This is a genomic window from Stenotrophomonas sp. 05L413 (genome assembly GCF_056397945.1).
The window spans coordinates 215174-240228 of the sequence record NZ_JBFTOL010000002.1 but is presented as its reverse complement, the minus strand read 5'-3'; the positions used below and the strand labels follow the sequence as shown (position 1 = coordinate 240228).

The window sequence follows — 25055 nt, the reverse complement described above, 5'->3', positions numbered from 1 at the left end:
GACGACCAACGGTCGTCAGCTACCGGGCTGACGTACGTCAGCTGCTGCACCATTCGCACTCAGAAATGTCTATGTCGTTGGAGCGCACGTAGTAGGTCGTCTTCAGCCCTTCGCGCCAGGCACTCATGTGCAGCGCGAGCAGGGTGCTGGCGCGGATGGTGCTCGGCACATACAGGTTGAAGCTGATCGACTGGTCCACGTGGCGCTGGCGGCGGGCGTTCTGGCGGATGCTGGCGAACTGGTCCACCCGGTAGGCGCCTTTCTCGTAGTACGGGTAGGTCTCCAGCGACAGCCCCGGTGCGGCGACCGGGCGGCGGAAATCCTTCTTTTCTTCGTAGTAGAACGCGCCGTACACCGGATCGATCGAGGCCGTGGAGCCGGCGATCTGGGCGGTGCTCATGTTCGGTGCCACCGCCATCAGCCAGCCGTTGCGCAGCCCGTTGACGCCCACCTGCGCCGCCAGTTCCCGCCAGGCCGGGCTGTCATAGCCACGGGCGCGGAAGTACTCACCGTTCTGCCAGTCGCTGCCGACGAACGCGCTGTAGCGCCCCTTTTCCTTGGCCAGGGTCATGCTGGCCTGGATGGTCAGGTAGTTGATGCGCTCGTACAGGCTGTCGGCGTAGTCCTCGGCCTGGGCGGAGTTCCATTCGATCTGCTGCAGGGCCAGCAGGTGATGCCAGCCGAAGGTGCCCAGCCCGATCGCGCGGTACTTGCGGTTGGTGATGGTGGCCTGTGGCACCGGCAGCTGATTGAGGTCGATCACGTTGTCCAGCATCCGCACCTGGATTGGCACCAGCCGCTCAAGTACATCGCTGCTCAGCAGGTCCGGGGCGGCCGTCACCGCGCGGCCCAGGTTGATCGAAGACAGGTTGCACACCACGAAATCGCCGGCCTGTTTGGTCGTCACGATCTGGTCGCCGCTGATCATCTCCTGGATCATGCGGGTGGGGCTCATGTTCTGCAGGATCTCCGTGCACAGGTTGCTGGAGTAGATGCTGCCGGCATGCTTGTTCGGGTTCATCCGGTTCACTTCGTCCCGGTAGAACATGAAGGGGTTGCCGGTCTCCAGCTGGCTGACCATGATCCGCTTGAACAGCTCGATGGCCTTGAGGGTGCGCCGGCTGATGCGCTCGTCGGCGACGACCTCCTCGTACTTCGCGCGGAAGCTGCCCTGGCCGCGCTGCTCATCGTGGAAGTCCTGCAGGTACCAGCCCTTGATCCGCTTCACCTCATACGGGTCGAACAGGTACCAGTCGCCGCGCCGCTCCACCGCTTCCATGAACAGGTCCGGCAGGCACACCGAGGTGAACACATCGTGCGCGCGCAGGCGCTGGTCGCCGTTGTTCAGGCGCAGATCGAGAAACGCCTCGATGTCGCGGTGCCAGACATCCAGATACACCGCGATCGCGCCTTTGCGCTGGCCGAGTTGATCTACGCTCACCGCGGTGTTGTTGAGCTGCTTGATCCACGGCACCACACCGCCGGAGGAATTGGCCACGCCGCGGATCGAGGAACCCGCCGAGCGGACATAGCCCAGATAGGCGCCCACGCCGCCGCCGTGCTTGGAGACCCGCGCCACGTCGGTGTTGGAGTCGTAGATGCCCTGCAGGCTGTCGTCCACCGTGTCGATGAAGCACGACGACAGCTGGCCGCCCACTTTGCCGGCATTGGCAAGCGTCGGCGTCGCCACCGTCATGTACAGGTTGGACAGCGCCCAGTAGGCCTCACGCACCAGCAGCATGCGCCGCCGCCGTGAGCGCTCGCCGTGCTCGTGTTCGTGCTGCATCAGGTACAGCGCGATGGTCAGCCAGCGCTCCTGCGGGAGCTCGTAGACGGCGCGCGAGTGATCGGTGGCGAGGTAGCGGGTGGCCAGCAGGTACAGGCCGTTGTAGGCGAACAAGGTGTCGCGCTCGGGCTCGATCATCTGCCCGGCTTCCTCCAGTTCGTCCTTGGAATAGGCCTTGAGGATGTCGATCGAATACACGTTGCGGTCCGCCAGGCTTTCCTGCAGGCCCACATACGAGCCGTACTTCAGCGTGGCATCGTAGAAACGGTTCTTGCTGGCGCGCTTGTACAGGCGGCGCAGATAGAGGCGGGCGGCGAAGTGCTCCCAGTCCGGCGCGGTCAGGTCGATGCGCGATTCCGCCTCGCGGATCAGCAGGTCCACCATTTCATCGGCGCTGAGCTGCTGGCGGCGTGCGATCTGCCCCAGCACGCTGCGCAGGTAATCGGCCACGTCCAGCTGCGGGAACTCGCCATGCACGCTGTGCACGGTGCGCTCCAGCCGCGCCTGGTCGAACGGCATGCGTCGGTTGCCGCCCTCCTTGGTGATCCACAGCGTCTCACTGCAGGTGGCCGCATCAACGGGGGTGTCCGTGGGCGGGGTGAGGGTCGAAGCGACGGTGTCGTCGGTGTTCATGCGTTCTCCATGCATGGCGCAGAGCCCAGCAGGCGGCGCGGCAGAGCCGTGCGGCAGCCGGACAGAGGGCGTGATTGGTGGGCAGGCCCTGCGTGTGCAGGAATACGTCGCCGCAGGCTCACATCGGTGGCGACGGGCCATGCTTCCAGGCGCCGGTCAGGTGGGCGCAACGGGGCGTTCAACAGCAACGCGGCGTTGCAACGGTGCACCGGGCCTGGCGGAAGCGGGGAGCCGATGGACACAACATAGTGGGGTGGTGTGAGCTCGTCAACCGTATATGTAGTGTCTTTTTGTCGCAGGGGTGGGGGGCTGCGCACATGAACACCCCATACAGATTGCACTATCAAACGCAAATGCGAGCCGTTATCATTTGATGGATCACAGGGCGGTGATGCGTTCGCAACCGGATGGCAGAACCGCGCGCGCCGCGGCGCACCGCGTGGTTCAACTTCTTATTGGCTGTGGTGTTCAATGTCTTCACGTCCTGTCGTTTCCGGTTTGCCCGCCCTCGTTTCCGCCGCGCTGCTCGGCACCATGGCAATGATGGCGTTCGTGTCCGTGATCGGCCCGGTGGTGCGGGTGTTGGGCCTGGCCGAGTGGCACGCCGGCCTCTCGGTCACTGCGGCGGGGGTGTTGTGGATGCTGTCGGCGCGCCGCTGGGGTGCACTCAGTGATCGCATCGGGCGCAAGCGCGTGCTGCTGATCGCACTGGCGGCCTACGCGGCGATCTACGTGGCGCTGGCGGTGTTCGTGGATGTGGCGCTGACCTCACCGCCGGCGGTCTGGCTCTCCGTGCTGGTCCTGGTCGGCACGCGTGCCCTGGTGGGGCTGTTCTACGCCGCCGTGCCGCCGACCGCTGCGGCCATCATCGCCGACCAGGCCGCCCCGGGGCAGCGCGGCAGCGTGATGGCCAAGCTTGGCACCGCCAATGCGCTGGGCATGGTGCTGGGCCCGGCCGCCGCCGGTTGGATCGCCTACCAGAATCTCTCGCTTACCCTGTATGTGGCCGCGTTGTTGCCGCTGTTGTCGCTGCTGATGATCTGGTGGCGGCTGCCGGACACGCCGCCCGTCGCGCCGACGCACACCGGCCCCAAACCGACACTGGGCCTGGGCGATGCCCGCCTGCGCCTGCCGTTGCTGGCGGTGTTCGCCGCAATGATCTCGGTGACCATCGCGCAGGTGACGGTCGGCTTCTTCGCGATTGATCGGCTGCAGCTCTCACCGGCAGACGGCGCACGCATGGCCGGGCTGGCCCTGACCGCCGTCGGTGTCGGCCTGATCTTCGCGCAGGGTCTGGTGATGAAGCTCAAGGACATCCGCCCGACGCGCTGGATCCTGGTCGGGGCGCTGATCTCCGGGCTGGGCTTTGCGTCGGTCGCGCTGGTCAGTGTGCCGTGGCAGCTGCTGGCCAGTTATGCGATCGCCGCGTTCGGCATGGGGTTCGTGTTCCCCAATTTCCAGGCGCTGGCGGCCGATTCGGTGGAGTCGCACGAGCAGGGCGCTGCCGCAGGTACGGTGGCATCGGTGCAGGGCATGGGCATGGTGGTCGGGCCGATGATCGGCACACTGTTGTATCGGTGGTCGCCGAGCGCGCCGTACCTGCTGGTGGGCGTGGTGCTGCTGATCCTGGCGGGCTCTGCCGCCCTGCATCGTGCGCGGGGTGCGGCATGAACGAGATGCTCGCCAGCGGCGTGGCCGATGAGATGACCGACACCGCCACCGCTGATGCGGCCGACGCCCCGTACTTCCTGCTGCGCAGCCCGCAGCAGGCGATGGAAGCGCACGGTGTGCGTGCGCGGCTGCCGTCCGGTGCCACCGCCACCTTGGCCGGGCGCGTCGCTGCGTTCTTCGCCGCGCCGCGCTCCGGCCCGCGCCTGCTGGTGGGGGCGGTACCGTTCGATCCCGAGCAGGGCGATGCGCTCTACCAGCCGGATCAGGTGTCTGGCCAGCCCACGGTGGTCCGCGTGGAAACGCCGACCCTCGTTGGCGATGTGCTCGCCGAACCGTCTGCCGATGCGTATGCGCAGGCGGTGGCGGCCGCCGTCACGGAACTGCAGCGCACCGACTGCCCATTGGAGAAAGTCGTGCTCGCGCGCAGCCTGCGGGTCACCACCGCGCAGCCGCTGCATCCGCGCGTGCTGGCCGCACGCCTGGGCAAAGACCCCAGCGTGGCGACCTACGTCGTCCCGGTGCCCGCAGCAGGCACGAACGACGCGGCCTGGCTGGTCGGCGCCACCCCGGAGCTGCTGATCTCCCGACGCGGTGACCGTGTGCTCTCGCATCCACTGGCCGGCTCGGCCCGTCGTTCGGCCGATCCGGCCGAGGATGCACGCGCCGCGGAGACGCTGCTGGCCTCGGCCAAGGACCATGACGAGCATCGCCACGTGGTCGAGGCCATCGTGGCCGCGTTGGCACCGCTGTGCCATCACGTCGAGGCACAGCCGCGGCCGTCACTGCACGCCACCGCCACCATGTGGCATCTCGGTACCCGCATCCACGGCACGCTGAAGGATCCTTCGGTGTCCTCGGCCGCGTTGGTCGCACTGCTGCATCCCACCCCGGCGGTGTGCGGCACGCCGCGCCAGCCGGCACTTGAACTGATCCGTCAGGCTGAACCGGTCGCACGGGGCTTCTATGCCGGCGCCGTCGGCTGGACCGATGCGCAGGGCGATGGCGACTGGTATGTGGCGATCCGCTGCGCACGCGTGCAGGGCACCGAAGTGCGCCTGTATGCCGGGGCCGGCATCGTCGCCGAGTCCCAACCCGATCTCGAGGTGGCCGAAACGGCTGCCAAGTTCATGGCCCTGCTGACCGCGCTCGGCGTCCATGACGTTCGTCCTTTCTGATGTGCGGGAGCTGTCCATGAACGCATCCTTCTCTTCCGCCCGGGTGCCGCTGCGCCAGGTCTGGCCGCCGGCCCTGGTCGCGCGCTATCGTGCGGCCGGCCATTGGCGCGGCGAGACCTTTCCGGGCTTCCTGCGCGAACGCGCCGAGCGCTTCGCCGGTGATATCGCAGTGGTCGGCGGCGATACGCGCCTCACCTATGCCCAGCTGTGGCAGGAGGCCGGCCGCATCGGCGCCGGCCTGCTCGCGCAGGGCTTGATCCCGGGTGACCGGGTGGTGGTGCAGCTTGGCAACGTGCCGGAATTTGTGACCGTGGTCTGCGGGTTGTTCCGCGCTGGTTTGATTCCCGTGTATGCATTGCCCGCGCACCGCATCACCGAGGTCGTGCATTTCGCCCGCAAGGCCGAGGCCAATGCCTATATCGCTGCCTCCAGCTACGAGGGGTTCGATTACCGCACCCTTGCGCGCGAACTGCAGGTGCAGGTGCCCGAGGTGCAGCACGTCATCATCGCCGGTAACGCGGCCGGGTTCACCGCGCTGGAGTCGCTGGCAGGCGATCTTGATCAGCTGCCCGCCGATCCTGACCCGCAATCGGTCGCCTTCCTGCAGATCTCCGGGGGCAGCACCGGCCTGTCCAAGCTGATCCCGCGCACGCACGACGACTACCTGTATTCCTTCCGCGCCAGCAACGCGATCTGCGGCATCACCCAGGGAAGCGTCTATCTCGTGGCGCTGCCGGCTGCGCACAACTTCCCGATGAGCTCGCCGGGGTTCTTCGGCACGCTGTACGCTGGTGGCCGTGTGGTGCTGAGCCCGGGCGCGGGCCCGGAGACCGCGTTCGGCCTGATCGCGCGCGAGCGGGTGACCTGTGTCGGCCTGGTGCCGCCGCTGGCGCTGCTGTGGGCGCAGGCGGCCGCCACGACCACGCACGATCTCTCCAGCCTGCAGGTGGTGCAGGTCGGCGGCGCCAAGCTGGTGCCGGAGGCCGCGCGCCGGGTGATCGCCGGGCTGGGCTGCACCCTGCAGCAGGTGTTCGGCATGGCCGAGGGCTTGGTCAACTACACCCGCCTGCACGACAGCGAGGAGATCACCGTTTCCACCCAGGGCCGCCCGATCAGCGAACACGACGAGGTGCTGGTGGTCGACGACCACGGCAACCCGGTTGCCGACGGTGAGACCGGCCATCTGCTTACCCGCGGCCCGTACACCATCCGCAGCTATCACAACGATCCCGCCGCCAACGCACGCGCCTTCACCGAGGACGGCTTCTACCGCACCGGCGACAGGGTGCAGCGCCTGCCGGGCGGCTATCTGGTGGTGCAGGGCAGGGCCACCGATCATATCAACCGTGCCGGCGAGAAGATCTCCGCCGAAGAGATCGAAGACCATCTGCTGGCGCACCCGAGCGTGTTCGATGCCGCGGTGGTCTCCATTCCCGATGCTTACCTTGGTGAACGCAGCTGCGCCTTCATCATTGCCCAGGGCGAGCCGACCAAGGCCGCCAGCCTCAAGGCGTGGGTGCGCGGCCGTGGCCTGGCGGCGTTCAAAGTGCCGGACCAGATCGTGTTCGTCGATGCCTTCGGCACCACCGCGGTCGGCAAGATCAGCCGCCGCGARCTGCGTGCCCAGCTGCGCGAACGTTTCATGCAACAGACAGGAGAAACGCGCTGATGGCGCTGCCCAAGATCCAACCGTACCCCCTGCCGACCCAGGCCGAACTGCCCACCCCGCGCGGCGCGTGGCAGCCGCAGAGCGAGCGCCTGGCGCTGCTGGTGCATGACATGCAGCGTTACTTCCTGGCCGCGTTCGCGCCGGACGCGGCGCCGCTGGCACCGGCCGTGGCCAACATCGCCCGCCTGCTCGCGCATTGCCGCGCCCGTGGCATCCCGGTGTTCTACACCGCCCAGCGGGGCAACCAGGATCGCCGCGACCGGGGCCTGCAGGCCGATCTGTGGGGCCCGGGCATGTCCGCCACCGAAGAGCACGAAGCCATCGTCGAGGCCGTGGCCCCGGCGCCGGGCGATCACGTGCTGGTCAAGCACCGCTACAGCGCGTTCCAGCGCAGCAATCTGGAGACGATGATGCGTGCGCGAGGCCGCGATCAGCTGCTGGTCACCGGCGTGTACGCGCACATCGGCTGCACCGCCACCGTCGCCGAGGGCTTCCAGCGCGACATCGAGAGCTTCATCGCCGCCGATGCCGTGGCCGATTTCTCGCGCGCCGATCATGACCTCGCCCTGCACTGGATCGCCCGTACCTGTGGCGTGCCGATGACCACCGATCACCTGCTGGAGACCCTCGCATGACCGCACTCACCCTGGCGCGCATGCGCGCCGATATCGCCGAGATGCTCGGCGAAGCGCCCGAGGACATCAGCACCGAGGAGAACCTGATGGACCTCGGCCTGGATTCGATGCGTGTACTGGGGCTGGTGTTGGCCTGGGGCAACACCGGCATCGCGCTGGAGTTCAGCCACCTGGCCGAGCACGCCACGCTCGGCGGCTGGTGGACGGTGGTGCAGCGCCTGCAGGCACAGGCGGCGGCCAGCGCATGAAGGCCCGTGCGGTACCCGGTGCGGCCGAGCCTATCGTTCGCGGGCTGAGCGAGGCGCAGGCTGGCCTGTGGTACGCGCAGCGCCTGGCGCCGGACAACCCGGCCTTCAACACCGCCCATGCGGTATGGATCGAAGGGGCGCTGGACGTCGCGGCCTTCGTGCGCGCCGCCGATCAGGCCGCGCAGGAAGCCGAGGCACTGGCGCTGCGCATGGTCGAGAGCGCAGAGGGCTTGCCCGTGCAGTGGGTCGATCCACAGCACACGCCGGCGCTGCAGGTGATGGATCTGTCCGATCAGCCGGACCCGGCCGCGGCGGCGCGCGAGGCCATGGAGCGCGACCGCCTCAATCCAGTCGATCCGGCCCGCGACCGGCTCAGCCAGCAGCGTCTGTTCCTGCTGGGCCCGGCACGCAGCGTCTGGTATCTGCGCGTGCACCACCTCGCCACCGATGGCTATGGCATGGGCCTGCTCACCGAGCGGGTCTGCGCGCTGTATGCGGGCAACGCATCACACGCCGCATTGGCGCCACTGGCCCCCGCGTTGGAGGAAGACACCGCGTACCGTGCCAGCGAGCGCCGCACGCGCGATGCCACTTACTGGCGCGAGCTCATGGCCGGTGCGCCGGCCGCCACCGGTCTGCAGGCCGGGCTTGCTGCCGCCGCACCGGATGCACTGCGTCACGTACAGCCGATGGCGCCGGCCCTGCGCGAGCGCCTGCACCGTGCCGCCGCCGCGATCGGCCAGCCCTGGCCGGACCTGTTGACCGCGCTCGGCGCCGAATACTGCCGCCGGATCAGCGGCGAAGCGGAGGCCATCATCGGCGTGCCGTTCATGGGCCGGCTCGGCAGCGTCTCCGCCCGTGTGCCGGCGATGGTGATGAACGTATTGCCGCTGCGGGTCACGGCCGGCGAGGGCAGCGTGGATGCCTTCGTGCGTGAGGTCGCCCTGCGCCTGATGCGCGGCCGCCGCCACGGGCGTTACCGCGGCGAGCAGCTGCGGCGTGACCTGGGCTTGATTGGTGGCCAGCGCCGCCTGCATGGCCCGCTGGTCAACGTGCAGCCGTTCTATCGGCCGCTGCAGCTGGCCGGCGTCCATGCCACGCTGGAGGTGCTCTCCACTGGTCCTGTCGATGATGTGACGCTTGGCTTCCGTGGCGACGGCAGCGCCGTGCTCGATCTGGAGATCGAGGCCAATCCTGCGCTGTATACCGCCGCGCAGGTGCAGGCGCACGCCGCACGGCTGCTGCATTTCGTGTCGGCCGCGCTGCAGGTGCAGGCCGCTGGGGGCGACATCGCTTCGGTGCCGCTGTGCACGCCAGAAGAAGCGCAGCGCTATCTATATGACATCAACGCCACCGCGCACCCCGTGCCCGAGGTCAGCCTCGCCGCACTGATCACCGCGCGCATGCACCGTACGCCCGAGGCTGTCGCCGTGGTCTTCGGCACGCAGCAGCTCACCTACGCCGCGCTGGAGCAGCGCAGCCGTGCCTTGGCGCTGCAGCTGCAGGCGCAAGGCGTCGGCCGCGAGGCGAGGGTGGTGGTCGCGCTGCCGCGCTCATTGGAGCTGATCATCGCCCTGGTCGCGGTGCTGCGCGCAGGCGGTGCGTATCTGCCGATGGATCTGGCCCACCCGGATGAGCGCCTCGCCCGGATCCTGCGCTCGGCGCAGCCGGTCTGCGTGCTGGCGCTGGCGCAGGATCGCGAGCGCTTCCCGGACGCGTCGGTGCTGGTGCCGGGGCAGTGGGACGCCCACAGCGACGCCGCCCTGGCCGCCGCGCCGCAGCCGGCAGACGCGGCCTACGTCATCTATACCTCCGGCTCCACCGGCGAGCCCAAGGGCGTGTTGATCGAGCACCGCGCCATCGTCAACCGCCTGGAGTGGATGCGCGAGCACTATGCCTTCCAACCGGACGACCGCATCCTGCAGAAGACCCCGGCCACCTTCGATGTCTCGGTCTGGGAGTTCTTCCTGCCGCTGATCAGCGGCGCGACGCTGGTGGTGGCACCGCCTGAGGCGCATCGCGATCCCCTGGCGCTGGCCGCATTGATTCGCGAGCACGCCATCACCACCCTGCATTTCGTGCCGGCCATGCTGGCCGCGTTCCTGGCGGCCCCTGCCGCACGTGGGCTGCAACTGCGACGCGTGTTCACCAGTGGCGAAGCACTCGATGCCGCACTGCGTGACCGCTTCCATGCCACCGTCCACGCCGAACTGCACAATCTCTATGGCCCCACCGAGGCGGCCGTGGATGTCAGCTTCTGGCCGGCCAGCCGGAATGACACCGCCGCGCCGGTGCCGATCGGTCATCCGGTCTGGAATACCCGCCTGTATGTGCTCGATACCCGGATGCAGCCGCTGCCTCCCGGCGTGGCCGGTGATCTGTATCTCGGCGGCGTGCAGCTGGCACGTGGCTATCTGGGCCGCGACGACCTCACCGCCGAGCGCTTCCTGGCCGATCCGTTCGTGCCCGGGGGGCGCCTGTACCGCACCGGCGATATAGCGCGCTGGCGCGAGGATGGGGCCGTGGAGTACCTCGGCCGCAATGACTACCAGATCAAGCTGCGCGGCCTGCGCATCGAACTCGGCGAGATCGATGCCGCACTGCGCTCTGCACCCGGCGTCACCCGCGCCGAAGTGCTGCTGCGTGAGGACCGCCCGGGCGAGGCGCGGCTGGTGGCCTACCTCAATGCCGGTGGCCCGGAGCAGGAAACGCTGCGTACCCATCTGGGCGCGCGCCTGCCGGACTACATGGTGCCCAGCGCCTTCGTCGCAGTGGAACACTGGCCGGTCACCGCCAACGGCAAGCTGGATCGCGCCGCGTTGCCGGCGCCCACCCAGGCGGTCTCCACGGGCGTGGCGCCGGTGACCACCACCGAGCAGGCGCTGGCCGCGCTGTTCGCGCAGACGCTCTCACTCAGTGCACCGGTCAGCGCCGACGCCGATTTCTTCGCATTGGGCGGTGACTCGCTCAGTGCCGTGCACCTGTTGCTGGCCATCCAGCAGCAGTGGCGCTGCGACCTCGGCCTGGGCGCGGTGTTCGCCGCCCCGACCGTGGCCGGGCTCGCGGCACGGATCGATGCGCCGCCGGCCGCTGCCGATCATGGCCTCGCGCCGATGATCCGGCTGGCCAGGAGCGATGCCGCACTTGCGCCGCTGTATGTCATCCATCCCGCAGGCGGCATCGCCTGGAACTATCGTGACCTGGCCCGGGCGCTGTCGCCCACGCGCGAGGTGCAGGGCATGCAGTCGCCCGTGCTCGATCCCGACCAGCCGCTGCCCACCAGCATCGAGGCCCTGGCCGCGGACTATGCAGCGCGCATTCTCGCGTTGGGTCGGCCCGGCCCGGTGCATCTGCTGGGCTGGTCGGTCGGCGGCATCCTCGCCCAGGCGATGGCGGTACACCTGCGCGGCCTCGGCCATGAGGTGGGCGTGCTGGCGCTGCTCGATGCGTACCCCAGCGAGTGCTGGCGGGCCGAGCCCGAGCCGGACCCGATAGCCGCGCTGCGCGCCTTGCTCGCCATCGCCGGCCACGATCCGGATGCACACCCCGAGCTGGACACCCGCGCGCGCATCCTGGCCTTCCTGCGCCGCGGCGACAGCGCGCTGGGCAACCTGCCGGATATCGTTCTCGATGGCGTGGTCCGGGCCGTCACCGGCACCAACCGCCTGATCCGCGCCCATCACCACACGCACTACGAGGGTCCGCTGCTGCACGTCCGGGCCGGCCGCGACCACCTCAACCGCCCGCAGTTGCAGTCGGCCCTGTGGCAGGCCCACGCAGCGCACGTGGAGGCGATCGAACTCCCTTATCTGCACGCCGAACTCACCGGGCGCGATGCCGTGGCGCAGATCGCGCCGTGGCTCGATGCGCACCTTCAGCGGCACGACGCACTCAGGACATCGGCATGAAACTCACCGGATTCGACGGCACCATCGCCCTGGTCACCGGCGCCAGCGGCGGCATCGGCGCGGCCCTGGCGACCTTGTTGCGTGACAGCGGCAGCATCGTGGTCGCCACCGATATCACCGCGCCCGTGCTCGAGCAGCGGGCAGGGCAGCCGCCCCTCCACGCCCGCGCACTGGATGTCACCGATTCCAGTGCGGTGGAGGCGCTGGTCGAGTGGATCGAGGCCGAGATCGGCCCGATCGGCTTCGGCGTCAACGTGGCTGGCGTACTGCAGGTCGGCACCGTCACCGGCATCGATGACGCGCAGTGGCGGCAGGTCTTCGCGGTCAACACCGATGGCGTCTTCCACGTCTGCCGGGCACTGGCCCGGGTAATGAGCCCACGCCGCGGCGGTGCCATCGTCACCGTCAGCTCCAACGCCGCGGGCGTCCCGCGCCACGGCATGGCCGCCTACGCCGCCTCCAAGGCCGCCGCCACGATGTTCACCCGCTGCCTGGGGCTGGAACTGGCACCGCTGGGCATCCGCTGCAACATCGTCGCCCCGGGCTCCACGCTCACCCCCATGCAGACCGGCATGTGGGCCGACGACCACGGCGCGGAGCGGGTCATCGCCGGCTCGCTGGAGACTTACAAGGCCGGCATTCCACTGCGCAAGCTGGCCACCCCGGACGACATTGCCCAATCGGTGATGTTCCTGCTCTCCGACCAGGCCGGGCATATCGCCATGAGCGATCTCTACGTGGACGGCGGCGCGACGCTGCGCGGGTGACCGGCAGCCGCCGTCCTCCTTCCCGAGGCAGGGCGTTCAGGCGCAGACCGTAGCGCTGATCGTGGCTGGCAATAGTGATAGCCACTGCAGAACGCGAATTATGCAACTCGAGTCATAGAGGCCGGGCAGCGACTTCTCCTATCCTCAAGGTGTCCCCGGTCCTCGGGGAACGCGCTGCCTGCTGCGTCGTTGAGCGCCCCGCGACAAGGTCGCCCGCTTGACCCACACCGCAGTTACCGCCGCAGGACGCGGCGTGAGCAATCAATGCGCGCGCACCGATTCCAACGACGAGGTCTTTGCCATGAAACGCATCCTGCTGGCGGACGACCATCCCGTCGTCCGCACCGGTCTCCGCTCGGTTCTTGCTCACGTACCGGAGTGGGCGATCGTCGGTGAGGCGGCCGACGCCGCGCAGCTGGAGGATCTCCTGCTCCTGCACCCCTGCGAACTGGTCATCACCGATCTCTCCATGCCCTTCGGGCAACGGCCGGACGGCGTTCGGATGCTGGCCGATATCCGCCGCAATCATCCACGGGTGCGCCTGCTCGTGGTGACCTCCTTCAGCAATCTTGTCGTGCTGCGCGCGGTGGCGCGGCTGGGGGTTGAAGGCATCCTTGAGAAAACCTGCGCATTGGCGGTACTCACCGAGGCCGTCAGCACGGTCCTGGCGGGCGGCCGCTTCTACTCCGGCGATCTGGCCCAGCGGCTCAAGGCGTCCGCCACCGGCACGCGTGCGCTGAGCGCCAAGGAAAGCGAGGTGGTGCGGCTGATGGCACACGGCCTGAGCATCAAGCAGATCGCCGACATCCATCGGCGGACGGTCAGCACCATCAGCCGGCAGAAAGGCGCGGCGATGAAGCGGCTCAATCTGAAATCCGACTACGAGCTCATGCTCTATGCCAAGTCCATCGGCCTGTCGCCCAGCGGAAGTTGAGCCGCGCAGAGTGCGAACAGGTCCGCCCTTCTCGAAAGTAACGGAATTTTATCAAGTTGTTGCATGGTGCCGCGCAACGCGGCTGCCTACTGTGAGGTGCTGGTCGGGAAGGGCGCGCAGCGCTCCCCACGTTTCCCGGCCAGCCTCCCCAACTACAACACCAAGGAAAGAACCCGATGAACCTGATCACCAAGCTGTTCGCTGCCGCTGCCCTGGCAACCGCGTCGATGTCCGCCCATGCGGTACAGGCCGACATCACCGTCTGGGCCGATATCGACCCGACGCTTGCGCTGCTCAAGGCCGATGGCACCCCGCTGAGCGATGTGGTCGAGCTGGGTTACCGTGCGGGTAGCGGCACCACTGCCGGCCTGGTGCCGTGGACCGACCAGGTGCGCGTGTTCTCCAACGACATCACCAAGGACATCACCGTGCGCCTCGGTTCGGCACCCAGCCTCATCCCGACGATGGCAGGCCCGACCGCAACGGCCGTGCCGCTGTCGGTCCATCTGAACTCGGTCGCGCTGACCGCCGCCGGCGTGGATTTCACTGCCGCCTCGCTGTTCCCGGGTTCCAACTATCCGGGCGCCTCGATCGTGCTGCCGCTGACGATCTCGCAGACCACCGCAGGCCCGATCGCCGTTGCCGGCCGCTATGAAGGCATCGTCAGCCTCGTCATGGTGCAGAAGTCGTAACAAACGCCTGTGCAGTGCAGCCGCCGCCTGACCGGGCGGCTGCGCTGTGGGCTACCTGCCATGCACACTCCTTACCTATCCTGTTCCCGCCTCGCCATGGCCATGGCTGCCGTGCTCGCCTGCGCCGCTGCGGGCGCGCGCCCGGTGCCCGCCGGATTCGAGGACCTTGTGGCCGGCCAGACCGAACAGCTCGACGTCCGTTTGATGGGGCGCTCGGCAGGCGTCTGGCCGGTGTTCGTCACGCCCGACGGCGTGCGCCTGCTGGATCCGGAGCCGGTGCTGACCGCGCTGGAGCTCAGTGAGGAGGCCAAGGCCGCACTCGTGCCGGCACTGTCGGCCACGCTGCCGCGCAATGGTCACCTCGCCTGCGACAACGTGGCGCCGGACAGTGGCTGCGGCTACCTGGCGCCCACCGATGACCCGACCAGCATCGGGGTGATCCACGATGAAAACGAAGGCGTACTGAATCTCTTCCCGGCACGCCAGTGGCTGCCGTCGGCAAGCCCGGTGCGTGACCGCTACCACCGCCCCAACGAGGCCGCGCAGAACGCCCTGCTGCACCAGCAGATGTTCAACATCAGTGGTGGCAGCGGCTACATGAGCCTCTCGGCGATGGGCACCGGCATGCTGGGGGTGTTCCGCGACGGACACATCGGCGTGGACTGGACCTACAACCGGCAGCAGCAGCGCGGCCGTGGCAGCCGCGATACGTTGTCCTTCAATGACCTGTACCTGCGCAATGATCTGGCGCGCAAGCACTATGTGCAGGTGGGCCGCATGGACCGCCGCAACCTCTCCAGCGCCGAGGGCGGCAATTTCGCTTTCAGCATGCTGCCGCTGGACCGCTTCGAGGGCGTCCGCTTCGGCACCACCCAGGCCTATCTGGACCGGGCGGTGATCGGGCAGGGCAGCCCGCTGACCGTGCTGCTCAGCCGCAACGCACGCGTGGATGCCTACGATGGGCAGCGCCTGCTGCAGAGCTTCTACCTGGACAGCGGCATCAATGATCTGGACACCACGCGGTTTCCGACCGGCAGCTATCTGGTCAACCTGCGCATCTTTGAAGATGGCGTACTGGTGCGCACCGAAGACGCGCCGTTCAGTAAATCCGGTGCCACCTGGGATGAGGACAGCAGGCAATGGTTCGTGCAGGGCGGGCGGCTGATCACGCACGATGAGCGCGATCACCGCGGCGCGCTGCAGGCCGGCCTGCGCCTGCCGCTGCACCCCAACCTGGCCATGACCGTGGGCTCGGCCATCGTTGACAACATCGCCTACGGCGAGCTCCGCCTGGAGGGCCGCAAGGCGTTGGGCACCCATGAATTCACCGGCAGCAGTGCGATGCTGCGCGGCGATGACGGCAGCCGCGGCCTGCAGCAGCAGGCAACGTACCGCCATCGTGTGTCGGGCACGGTCTATCACCAGCGCATGCGCGGTGGGGCCTGCCGTGGCAACTACATCAACCCCGAATCGCTGGGCTGCAGCGATGCGCTCAGTGCCTCGCTGTCCACCCCGTTGGCGGGCGGCAACCTCTATTTCGGCTATACCCGCCGTACCACCTACACGCTGGGCCGCGAGCAGAACCTGCTGCCGTGGTTCGAGGGCGGCCTGCCGCCCGGCGCGCCGTGGCGCCCGGACGAGCGCGAAGGCCAGCTCACCCGCACGCTGCAGGCCAACTACAGCCGCAGCTTCCAGTGGCGGGGCATGAGCCTGGCCACGCGCACCGGCGCATTCACACAGCACACCGGCGCCAGCCAGGGCCCCCGCCGCGACAACGGTGTGTACGTCAACCTGGCCGTATCCCGCGTGGTCCGCACCCCGATGACCACCCGCCAGGACCGGGTTGGGCTGGACCTGCAGCATGGCCGCGAAGAGCAACCGCGCGCCGGCTATCGCATCGGCCGTACCCGCCGCTGGGAGTGGGGCACCGGTTACCGCGAGCTGGGCGGCGAGTTCAATGGCCGCAGCAACGGGCAGAACAGTGCCAGCGCCAGCGTGCGCCAGCAGGATGATTACGGCGCCACCGCCGCCACTGCCTCGCACTACCGCAGCCGCGACCAGGGCGAAACGAGCTATACGGCCACGCATACCTCCTCCTTCGCAGTGGGCCGGGGCGGGCTGTTCTGGGGCAGTGAGTACGGCAGCGGGGCGGGTGTCGCCGTGCAGGTGGACACCCCCGAAGACATCGAACTCAACGGCCACGCGGCCGAGGTACGCGTGGCCGGTGCACGCCGCCAGACGCTGCGCTTCGGCCAGCGCCGCCTGCTGCCGCTGAGCAGCTACACCCTCACCCGTGCCGAAGTGCAGGACGTCAGCGCGCACGACGTTGCCGCCGCCGTGCGCGTGGAGGGGCAGGGCAGTGGCCAGTCCCTGTTCCTGCCACCTGGAAAACTCTGGATGATGCCCATCGAACTTGACCTGACCTACACCTTCATCGGCAGCGCCCACGACGATGAGGGCGTCGCCCTCCACGGCGCGCGCATCCTCAACGCGCCGCTGCCTTCGCTGGGAAATGACGGCGGCTTCATCGCCGATTTCCCGCAGCGCGAAAAAACCCTGTATCTGCTGCAGGAAAACCGCCTGATGGAGTGCCCCCTGCAGGTACGTGAGCGCCGCAGCGTGGTGTTCATGGTGGGCGCGGTGCGCTGCCAGCCATTGGCCGTTGACCGGCTACCGTCGAAGATCCAGCAGCAGGCGCGGGTGCAGCGGTTGCTGCGCGAGCAGGCGCTGGGCGAGCAGCTGCCTTCGGTGGCGGGGGGTACCCTGTGAACGTCAGCACGATTCGTCTTCTACTCTTGCTGTTCTTGACGGCAGTAATGGCCGAGCCCGCTTTCGCCCAACGCCCGACGCCTACCCGCCCCTCCGGCGGAGATCAGCACATCGTTCTCAACTACGATCGTTCGGCGATGCCGGGTGACCAGATTCTCTGGGCGCCGAAGACACTTCTCGGGTATGACGATGACGAAGGGCTCAGGTACGGGTCCATCTACCTGGTGTGCGAGTCGGAGAGCGATTCCAGGACTGGTAAGTGCCCTGTCGCGGATACGCATGAAGCAGGTGCCGGCCGAAGCCATGTTCCGGTGCAGTTCGTAGAGCGACGTTCCGGTCTTCGTATCGACCTGGCTATGGAAGGTTGGCTGGAACGAGTGCTGTCCAGCCGCGCATGTGGTGGCGACTACTGGCAGGCGGGAGATCGTGTCTTGTCATCATCCTATGCATTGGGATGCAGCACGTGGATGCCGAGCGGAACAGGCGGCGCCTTGCAACTGCCCGCAAGTGAATTGGAAAAACTGGTCGCGGGCCGCTGGGATGCGGTGTTGAAACTTCACCTGCGTACCGATGAGAACGATACGAATCTGGCGACATATACCTTCACGTTTGATCTCACCATCAGCGACCGCGACAAGGTCAGCATCTACTTCCCCCAGTACGACCAGGCCACGCCGCACGTGGGGCTCAACGTGAAGTACAACCCGGTCGGCACGCCCTCGCTGTCCGGCCGCCGCGACCTTGAGATGTGTCTTTACGACGGGCTCGGCTCGCAAAGCCCGTACCTGGAAATAAGCGTCACCGATACGGGCCGGCCCGCGCCCGGGCGCCCGCCCGAGCGGTTCTCGGTCTGGAATGCGGCGGCCATCGGCAGCGACGAACGCGACCGGCTGGATTACACCGTCACCCTGCGCCATGCCGGCGTGCCGATCCGGATGCAGAACGGACGGCTGGAGCCGTTGAATGGCATCGATAGTGCGGAGCTGCGCCTGGTGGTGCTGCCGGGCATGTCGCTGCCGGTGTACTGCGTGCCCACACCGCTGACCCTGGAGGTGCCGCGCGTGGATGCTTCGTCCAAAACGGAAGGCTACTACCAAGGCAATTTGACCATCGTCCTGAACGTTCCCACGGGCACGCCCTGATGGCCCCCCAACGAGACACCGTAATGAACAGCCCCATCGCTCGCCTGCAGGCCCTCCTTTTCCTGGCGGCGGCCACACTGGCCGCGCCCGCAAACGCCAACCTGAGCGTGCATCCCATGCGCCTGCCGGTGCACGATGGCCATAGCGGGCAGATCCGCGCGCATTCGCAGACCAGCCGCACCCAGTACGTGCAGACCCGCGTGCTGCGCCTCGAGCATCCGGGCACCGAAGAAGAAACCGAGGTCGAACTTGCACCCGGCCACCGCGATGGCGTGGCGGTCACCCCCGGCAAGTTCGTGCTCGCCGGGGGCGGCAACCGGCTGGTCCGGGTCATTCCGTTGGCATCGGTCCAGCAGGAAACGCCGTACCGGGTGTATTTCGAGGGTGTCCCGCCGCCGCGCGAAGAAATTGCCGAGCAAGAGCCGGACAACCCGGTCGCCAACGTCGGCGTCAGCCTGGTCTGGGGCGCACTGGTCCACGTCATTCCGGCCCAGCCCGTGCCGGACATGCGTATTGATGGGGCTGAACTGCACAACATCGGCAATGTCCGCCTGGGCGTGACCAGCATCCGGGCGTGTACGGCCGCGACGCAATGCACCGAACACGCCGTGGAACGCAGCGTGTATCCGGGTGCGCGCATGCCGCTGCCGTTCGATCCCGCCGGCACCTCGCAGATCACCGTGTCCTATCGCCTGAGCTACCAGGGGTATCGGGACCACCACAAGGTGCTTACGCCCTAAGACGGCCGCGCTGTATTCCGGTCGCCGCCGCAAACGGCGCGACCGGGTATCTGCTCGCTTCCCTTCTGCCACCGCGGCACCGCCGTGGACGGCAACGCTTTGCCTTTTTCGTTTCTTGACCCATGGAGTACTTCAGCGTGAACCACATTTACCGCCTCATCTGGAACACCGCCCTTGGCTGCTGGATGGTCGCCAGCGAGCACACCAAGGGCCGCGGCAAGCGCGCCAGTGGCGCACGCGCCGTGGCAACCGCCGCCGTTGCGCTGGTGCTTTCGCTTCCGGTCATGGCTGCGAACGATGTTGCTGCGGACGATGCCGAAGAGCAGCTGCGGTTCACCGTGGTGCCGGAAGCCGTGATGTCGCCGTTCGCAGCGCAGGGCGTCGCACCACGAGCCGTCGCGGGCATCCTCAGTGTCCACAATCAGACTGCGCTCACCTCTGATTCTTCCTACAAAAACGCGACGCTGAGCGGCGATCATTCCATCGTGCTCGGCTCGCGCTCCGCGGTGAGCGGCGGCAATGCGACGGGATACGGTAACCAGGTCGTTGTGACCGGGGGCATTGGCAGTGCCTTTGGTTTCGGGGCCAATGCCACTGGCGCAGGGGCCACCGCGCTGGGCGCGAAGGCGCGGGCGGCCCACTATGCGGTGGCGGTTGGCTTGTCGGCCTCCGCCACGGGGGCTGCCGACGTGGCGATTGGTAATGAAGCTGTAGCATCCGGCACATACAGCAACGCCATGGGTTACTCGGCGACCGCCACAGGCGCGAACAGCGTGGCCATCGGCACCCTCGCCAAAGGGGCGTCCAGCAGTGCCGTCAGCCTCGGCAACCGCGCAGAGGTCGCAGCCGCGGCGACAAATTCGGTGGCTTTGGGGAGTAACTCGAGCGCTACGGCGGCCAACACAGTGTCGGTCGGCAACGCGACGCTGAAGCGCAAGATCGTCAATGTCGCCGATGGCGCGCTCAGTGCCACCAGCACGGATGCCGTGACCGGCAAGCAGCTGCATACCACCAATACCAACGTGACCGCCGCCAGCAACAAGGCTACCGCGGCGCAGACCACCGCCACCGCGGCGGCCACGGCCGCCAACAAGGCGCAGACCGGTGCGGACCTGGCCACCACCACCGCCAATACAGCCTTGGCAAAGCTGGCCAGCACGAAAGTCGAGCTGGGCGAGGGCGCCGCCGCGACCGGCACCCGCGGCACGGCCATCGGCACACGTAGCGCTGCCAGCGGGCGTCTGAACGCCATTGCACTCGGTACGGATGCCAAGGCCAGCGGCGATGCCTCGTCGGTGGCAATCGGCACTGAATCACACGCCGATCACCAATACGCCGTTGCCATTGGGCACCGCGCCAAGGTCACCGGCAACACATCCACCGCGATCGGGTATGAATCGCTGGCCTCCGGGGCTGGCGTGACAGCCATTGGCCGGTCCGCCACCGGCAGCGCTGACTACACCGTGGCGCTGGGCCATAATGCCAAGGCAAGCGGTGCCAGCGCGATCGCATTGGGTCACGGTTCCGTTGCTACGGTAGCCAACACGGTGTCGGTTGGTAGCGCGAGCCAGCAACGCAAGATCGTCAATGTGGCCGATGGCGTGCTCAGTGCAGCCAGCACCGAGGCGGTGACCGGCAAGCAGCTGCACGCCACAGACGGCAGGGTTGCCGCCGCCGACAACAAGGCCACCGCAGCGCAGACCACCGCCACGACGGCAAGCACCACGGCCAACAACGCCGTTGCCAAGCTGACCAGCGCGCAGACTGCCTTGGGCAAGGACGCTGTCGCCACGGGTACGAATGCCACTGGCGTAGGCATCCACGCAAAGGCCTCCGGGGCCAATGCCACTGCACTGGGCACCGGCGCTGAAGGTGCTGGCTCCTCGGCGGTTGCTCTCGGCGCGGGCACCAAGGCCATGACCGCCGGCACCGTGGCGCTGGGACAGGCAGCCAGTGCCTCACAGGCCAATGCAATGGCCATGGGAGCACAGGCCTCTTCGACCAATAGCTACGCCACTGCGGTCGGCTATCAGGCCGCGGCCAGTGGCTCAAGCGCGGTAGCCATCGGCTCTGTCTCCAGCGCTGCGGCGCAACACTCGCTGGCGTTCGGCGACCGTGCATCGGTTGCTGCCACCTCCGCAGCGGGCATGGCCTTGGGTCGCGGTGCGAAGGTGGACGAGAACGCGAGCAAGGCCGTTGCGCTGGGTACTGAATCGGTAGCCACCGTGGCCAATGCGATCTCGGTTGGCAACGCGACCCTGAAGCGCAAGATCGTCAACGTGGGCGACGGCCTGGTGGCGGCCGGCAGTAGTGAGGCGGTGACCGGCAATCAGCTCAGTGCCACCAACACCAACGTAACCGCCGCAGACAACAAGGCCGTTGCGGCGCAGACCACCGCCACCGCGGCTGCCACGGCGGCCAACAAGGCGCAGACCGGTGCGGACCTGGCCAACAGCCTGGTCAGCCAGGTCTCGGCCACGGGCAATGTGCGCTTGGGTGCGCAGAACACCGGCCGTACGCTGGATGTGCGTAACCAGGGCGGCCTGACCCGCACGGTGTCGGGTGTAACTGACGGTGCGCTGAGCGCTACCAGCACGGAAGCGGTGACCGGCAAGCAGCTGCACGCCACCGACGGCAAGGTGACCGCCGCGGACAACAAGGCCGTTGCAGCGCAAACCACCGCCACCGCTGCGGCCACGGCGGCCAGCAAGGCGCAGACCGGTGCGGACCTGGCCAACAGCCTGGTCAGCCAGGTCTCGGGCACGGGCAATGTGCGCTTGGGCGCGCAGAACACCGGCCGTACGCTGGATGTGCGTAACCAGGGCGACCTGACCCGCACGGTGTCCGGTGTGACCGATGGTGCGCTTAGCGCCACCAGCACGGACGCTGTGACCGGCAAGCAGTTGAACGCGACCAATCAGACCATCTCCACCAACGCGGCCAAGGTCCAGAGCCTTATTACCGAGGCATCGTCTACCGGTACGGTGCGCGTAGGTATCGGTAACGAAGGCGTACGCCTGGATGTACGGAACAAGGATAATCAGAGCCGCACGCTGACGGGCGTGAGCGACGGTGCGCTGAGCGCCACCAGCACGGAAGCGGTGACCGGCAAGCAGCTACACGCCACCGAAGGCAAGGTGACCGCCGCTGACAACAAGGCGGTTGCGGCGCAGACCACCGCCACCGCCGCGGCCACGGCGGCCAACAAGGCGCAGACCGGTGCGGACCTGGCCAACAGCCTGGTCAGCCAGGTCTCGGGCACGGGCAATGTCCGCTTGGGTGCGCAGAACACCGGCCGTACGCTGGATGTGCGTAACCAGGGCAACCTGACCCGCACGGTGTCCGGTGTGACCGATGGTGCACTGAGCGCCACCAGCACGGAAGCGGTGACCGGCAAGCAGCTGCACGCCACCGACGGCAAGGTGACCGCCGCCGACAACAAGGCCGTTGCAGCGCAGACCACCGCCACCGCGGCTGCCACGGCGGCCAACAAGGCGCAGACCGGTGCGGACCTGGCCAACAGCCTGGTCAGCCAGGTCTCGGGCACGGGCAATGTGCGCTTGGGCGCGCAAAACACCGGCCGTACGCTGGATGTGCGCAACCAGGGCAACCTGACCCGCACGGTGTCCGGTGTGACCGACGGTGCACTGAGCGCCACCAGCACGGACGCGGTGACCGGTGGCCAGCTGTTCGCCACCAACGAAGTGGTCAAGAGCCAGCAGGAGGTGGTGGCCGGCAACACCCGGCTTATCGGCGATAACCGCAGCAGCATCGCCACGCTGCGCACCGACCTTGATGCAGCCACGGCAGATCTGGACTACGCGGTGATGTTCAACAAAGAGCGCACCGTGGTGGATCTGGGTAACGCCCGGATCAGCGGGCTGGCGGCGGGAGACATTAGCCGGGCCGACAGCAGGGATGCGGTGAATGGGGGGCAGTTGTTTGCGACCAATGCGCGGGTAGGAGACCTTGAGGAACAGCGTATGTTCGTCAAGGTCGGGTACGACGATGAAAGCGTTGAAGCACGGGCCGGTCTGTTTGGTATTGCGCTGGGCGACTCTGCTGAGGCTTCCGTTGACACGGAAGGCGCGGTTGCACTCGGCAGCTTTGCAGTAGCGCGAGGGAAGAACTCCGTCGCGTTGGGGCGTGCGGCATACGTCCACGCGGGCGCAGAAGAGGGCTTTGCGCTTGGTGCCAGCTCCCACGTTGAAGTGACGGGTGGCGTGGCGTTAGGCGCGTCCTCGGTGGTGCAGCAAAGCGCACGTGACGCGGTAGCACTCGGCTATGGATCCGTAGCAACCGAGGCAAACACGATTTCCGTTGGCAGCGACACCAGAAAGCGTCGTGTAGTAAACATGGCCCGAGGTACGGTAGATAGCGATGCCACCACAGTCGCTCAGCTGAAAGGCGCCTTGGACGGCTTGGGCGGGGGCGCCACCGTTGATGCAACCGGCGCGATCACGGCGCCGGCGTATGTTCTAAGCAGCAACACCTACAACAACGTCGGCGACGCATTGCTTGCATTGGACGCCACCGTTGTCACCACGCAGGCCGATATGGATGCCTTGGGCAGCCAGGTCAACCGCCTGTTCCAGGAAGAGGCCAGCACCCGGTCCGACGGCCCCGGCCGCCTGAACCTGGGCGGCGCGCACGGCATGGTGCTGGGTAATGTGGCCAACGGTCTGATCGCCTCTGGCAGCCGCGATGCGGTCAACGGCGGCCAGCTGTATGAGGTGCAGAAGAACCTGCAGGGCCAGATCGATACGCTGGAAGGCCGCGGCAGTGAGCCGGTCGCGATGATGGGCCGGATGGGCACGCCGGTGGAAACCCCGGTGGACACCCCGGTTGCCAAGGTCGACACGCCCGAGCCGGTGGTCAAGGCCGATGGGGACAACGCTGTCGCCGTGGGCAGCGAAGGCAAGGAGCGCAGCGTCCGCCACGTGGCCAAGGGCACGGCCGATACCGATGCGGTCAATGTCCGTCAGCTCAACGACGTGCTCACGCAGTCCAACGAGTACACCGATCTGGCTGTGGAAGGCTTGAACAAGCGCCTGGATGGCATGGACAAGCGTTTCAACCGGATGGCGGCGATGAGCAGTGCGCAGAGTGCGATGGCGATGAACACCGCCGGCCTGAATACCTACAACCGCCTCGGCGCGGGTGTGGGCCATTCCGATGGCGAATCCGCACTGGCGGTGGGCTACCAGCGGGTGATGAACGAGCGTGGCTCGGCCACCTTCAGCCTCAATGGCGCCTTCACCAACAGCGGTGAGAAGACCGTCGGTGTGGGCGTGGGTATCGGCTGGTAAGCGGCACGTAGCCCTGCGGCTTGTATAGGCTGCCCGGGTCGGTATGACTGGGCAGCCGGTAACGACGCTTGATCTGGCGCGGTTCGCTTCTGGCGGGCCGCGCCTTTTTCATGCGGCGTGGCGCGGCCATTTTTCATTGGTGTTGTATGGAAGTCGGGCGAGGGGTGCCATTAGCGTGATGGTGAGGCGCGCGCAGTCCGCGCGATGCCCCTTGCGCTGGAGGCGCGTGAATGAGTGATCGCACCCGGGGAGTGGCCGTGGCAACCGTGGGGGAGGCCGGCCTATGATCGGTTCGCAGGCGTCTGGACGCGCCTTGGCCGGGGCTGGGCGGCCCGGCTCCGGGGGCGGGAGAGTGGCCCACCGTGTAGCACTGCGTGTGGTGTCGTTCGCCATCGCCCTTGCCGGTGCATGGGCCGGTTGGACACTGCTGTCCGCCCCCAGGCTGCAGGTGACTCCCGAGGCCGCGCACGTCTGGATGCTGGCGCTGGACGACCGCATCCGCAAGCGCGCGCAGGCAAGTTACGAAGGGCCGGAGGTGCTCCGCTTTCACCAGCGCGTCGCGAGGCCAGACACCGCGGAGGGCGCGGGCCCCGGGGCTCACCGAATACAGCAGGTCCGTGGTGTGCTGCTGGAGCCGGCCGCGTTGCGCTATCAGCAGAAACTGCTGCAGGACATCGCAGCCCTGATCCTGGCGCTGGACGAATGCGGCGAGCTGCACTGCCGTGAGGTGGATGCGTATGTTGCGATGCTGGGGGCGGTGCGCGAGCACAGTACCGATGCGGTGTGGCGCAGCGCGGCCCAGCCAGACTGGGGCGGTCCGCATGGCCATGAGGTGTGCCACATCCAGGACGTGCATGCGTACCGCGATACGCTGTGGGACATCGTCGGCATCCATGCCGATCTTTCCAGCCGCTACTATCACCAGCACCGGGCAGTGGCCGTGCTGCAACTGCTGCAGCGCCGCCTGTTCTGATAGC

At 67.6% G+C, this 25055-nt stretch carries 15 protein-coding genes; 14 read left to right on the top strand and 1 reads right to left on the bottom strand.

Translation table 11 applies throughout. The features are described from left to right. Positions 1-37: 37 nt before the first annotated feature. On the bottom strand, positions 38-2419 hold the full coding sequence (locus AC1DIQ_RS05760; RefSeq protein ID WP_121036936.1) for a ribonucleoside-diphosphate reductase subunit alpha: 2382 nt from the start codon (positions 2417-2419) through the stop codon (positions 38-40). Between the two features lie 471 nt (positions 2420-2890). Between AC1DIQ_RS05760 and AC1DIQ_RS05755 the strand changes: the two genes are divergently transcribed. From AC1DIQ_RS05755 to AC1DIQ_RS05690, 14 genes are all read left to right on the top strand, one after another. Further along, a complete protein-coding gene (locus tag AC1DIQ_RS05755; protein WP_478049615.1) occupies positions 2891-4090 on the top strand; it encodes an MFS transporter in 1200 nt (399 codons plus the stop codon). Further along, positions 4087-5265: an isochorismate synthase gene (locus AC1DIQ_RS05750; RefSeq protein ID WP_478049614.1), complete on the top strand. Its 1179-nt coding sequence runs from the start codon at positions 4087-4089 to the stop codon at positions 5263-5265. Before AC1DIQ_RS05755 ends, AC1DIQ_RS05750 begins: the two co-directional genes overlap by 4 nt. Positions 5266-5281: 16 nt before the next feature. Further along, positions 5282-6934: a (2,3-dihydroxybenzoyl)adenylate synthase gene (locus AC1DIQ_RS05745; protein ID WP_478049613.1), complete on the top strand. Its 1653-nt coding sequence runs from the start codon at positions 5282-5284 to the stop codon at positions 6932-6934. After that, positions 6934-7569: an isochorismatase family protein gene (locus AC1DIQ_RS05740; protein ID WP_461769895.1), complete on the top strand. Its 636-nt coding sequence runs from the start codon at positions 6934-6936 to the stop codon at positions 7567-7569. Before AC1DIQ_RS05745 ends, AC1DIQ_RS05740 begins: the two co-directional genes overlap by 1 nt. Continuing rightward, positions 7566-7817, top strand: a complete 252-nt coding sequence (locus AC1DIQ_RS05735) for a phosphopantetheine-binding protein (RefSeq protein WP_282261143.1) — start codon at positions 7566-7568, stop codon at positions 7815-7817. Before AC1DIQ_RS05740 ends, AC1DIQ_RS05735 begins: the two co-directional genes overlap by 4 nt. Beyond that, positions 7814-11725 (top strand): amino acid adenylation domain-containing protein, encoded by a 3912-nt coding sequence (locus AC1DIQ_RS05730; RefSeq protein ID WP_478049612.1) that lies wholly within the window; start codon positions 7814-7816, stop codon positions 11723-11725. The genes AC1DIQ_RS05735 and AC1DIQ_RS05730 overlap by 4 nt, the downstream gene beginning before the upstream one ends. Then, positions 11722-12492, top strand: a complete 771-nt coding sequence (locus tag AC1DIQ_RS05725; RefSeq protein ID WP_478049611.1) for a 2,3-dihydro-2,3-dihydroxybenzoate dehydrogenase — start codon at positions 11722-11724, stop codon at positions 12490-12492. The genes AC1DIQ_RS05730 and AC1DIQ_RS05725 overlap by 4 nt, the downstream gene beginning before the upstream one ends. Before the next feature lie 217 nt (positions 12493-12709). Further along, positions 12710-13426, top strand: a complete 717-nt coding sequence (locus AC1DIQ_RS05720; RefSeq protein ID WP_478049610.1) for a response regulator — start codon at positions 12710-12712, stop codon at positions 13424-13426. A 176-nt stretch (positions 13427-13602) separates the two neighbouring features. Beyond that, complete coding sequence (locus AC1DIQ_RS05715; protein ID WP_259259932.1) at positions 13603-14118, top strand: CS1 type fimbrial major subunit; 516 nt, start codon at positions 13603-13605, stop codon at positions 14116-14118. A 102-nt stretch (positions 14119-14220) separates the two neighbouring features. Then, entirely contained in the window at positions 14221-16887 is a 2667-nt protein-coding gene (locus tag AC1DIQ_RS05710) for a TcfC E-set like domain-containing protein (protein ID WP_461769893.1), read from the top strand. Positions 16888-16934: 47 nt separating this feature from the next. Beyond that, entirely contained in the window at positions 16935-18029 is a 1095-nt protein-coding gene (locus tag AC1DIQ_RS05705; protein WP_478049609.1) for a CfaE/CblD family pilus tip adhesin, read from the top strand. 23 nt (positions 18030-18052) lie between these two features. Beyond that, positions 18053-18769, top strand: coding sequence for a pilus assembly protein (locus tag AC1DIQ_RS05700; RefSeq protein ID WP_478049608.1), 717 nt, complete (start codon positions 18053-18055; stop codon positions 18767-18769). Positions 18770-18906: 137 nt separating this feature from the next. Beyond that, complete coding sequence (locus AC1DIQ_RS05695) at positions 18907-24078, top strand: ESPR-type extended signal peptide-containing protein (protein ID WP_478049607.1); 5172 nt, start codon at positions 18907-18909, stop codon at positions 24076-24078. 352 nt (positions 24079-24430) lie between these two features. After that, positions 24431-25051 carry a hypothetical protein gene (locus AC1DIQ_RS05690; RefSeq protein WP_282261126.1) on the top strand — a complete coding sequence of 207 codons (621 nt, stop codon included), beginning with the start codon at positions 24431-24433 and terminating at the stop codon, positions 25049-25051. Positions 25052-25055 lie beyond the last annotated feature (4 nt).

Excerpts from the sequence above, each read along its gene's own strand:
- AC1DIQ_RS05730 (WP_478049612.1), top strand. The coding sequence starts at position 7,814 with ATGAAGGCCCGTGCGGTACCCGGTGCGGCCGAGCCTATCGTTCGCGGG.
- AC1DIQ_RS05705 (WP_478049609.1), top strand. The coding sequence starts at position 16,935 with ATGGCCGAGCCCGCTTTCGCCCAACGCCCGACGCCTACCCGCCCCTCC.
- AC1DIQ_RS05710 (WP_461769893.1), top strand. The coding sequence starts at position 14,221 with ATGGCTGCCGTGCTCGCCTGCGCCGCTGCGGGCGCGCGCCCGGTGCCC.
- AC1DIQ_RS05755 (WP_478049615.1), top strand. The coding sequence starts at position 2,891 with ATGTCTTCACGTCCTGTCGTTTCCGGTTTGCCCGCCCTCGTTTCCGCC.
- AC1DIQ_RS05725 (WP_478049611.1), top strand. The coding sequence starts at position 11,722 with ATGAAACTCACCGGATTCGACGGCACCATCGCCCTGGTCACCGGCGCC.
- AC1DIQ_RS05750 (WP_478049614.1), top strand. The coding sequence starts at position 4,087 with ATGAACGAGATGCTCGCCAGCGGCGTGGCCGATGAGATGACCGACACC.
- AC1DIQ_RS05700 (WP_478049608.1), top strand. The coding sequence starts at position 18,053 with ATGAACAGCCCCATCGCTCGCCTGCAGGCCCTCCTTTTCCTGGCGGCG.
- AC1DIQ_RS05715 (WP_259259932.1), top strand. The coding sequence starts at position 13,603 with ATGAACCTGATCACCAAGCTGTTCGCTGCCGCTGCCCTGGCAACCGCG.
- AC1DIQ_RS05760 (WP_121036936.1), bottom strand. The coding sequence starts at position 2,419 with ATGAACACCGACGACACCGTCGCTTCGACCCTCACCCCGCCCACGGAC.
- AC1DIQ_RS05740 (WP_461769895.1), top strand. The coding sequence starts at position 6,934 with ATGGCGCTGCCCAAGATCCAACCGTACCCCCTGCCGACCCAGGCCGAA.
- AC1DIQ_RS05735 (WP_282261143.1), top strand. The coding sequence starts at position 7,566 with ATGACCGCACTCACCCTGGCGCGCATGCGCGCCGATATCGCCGAGATG.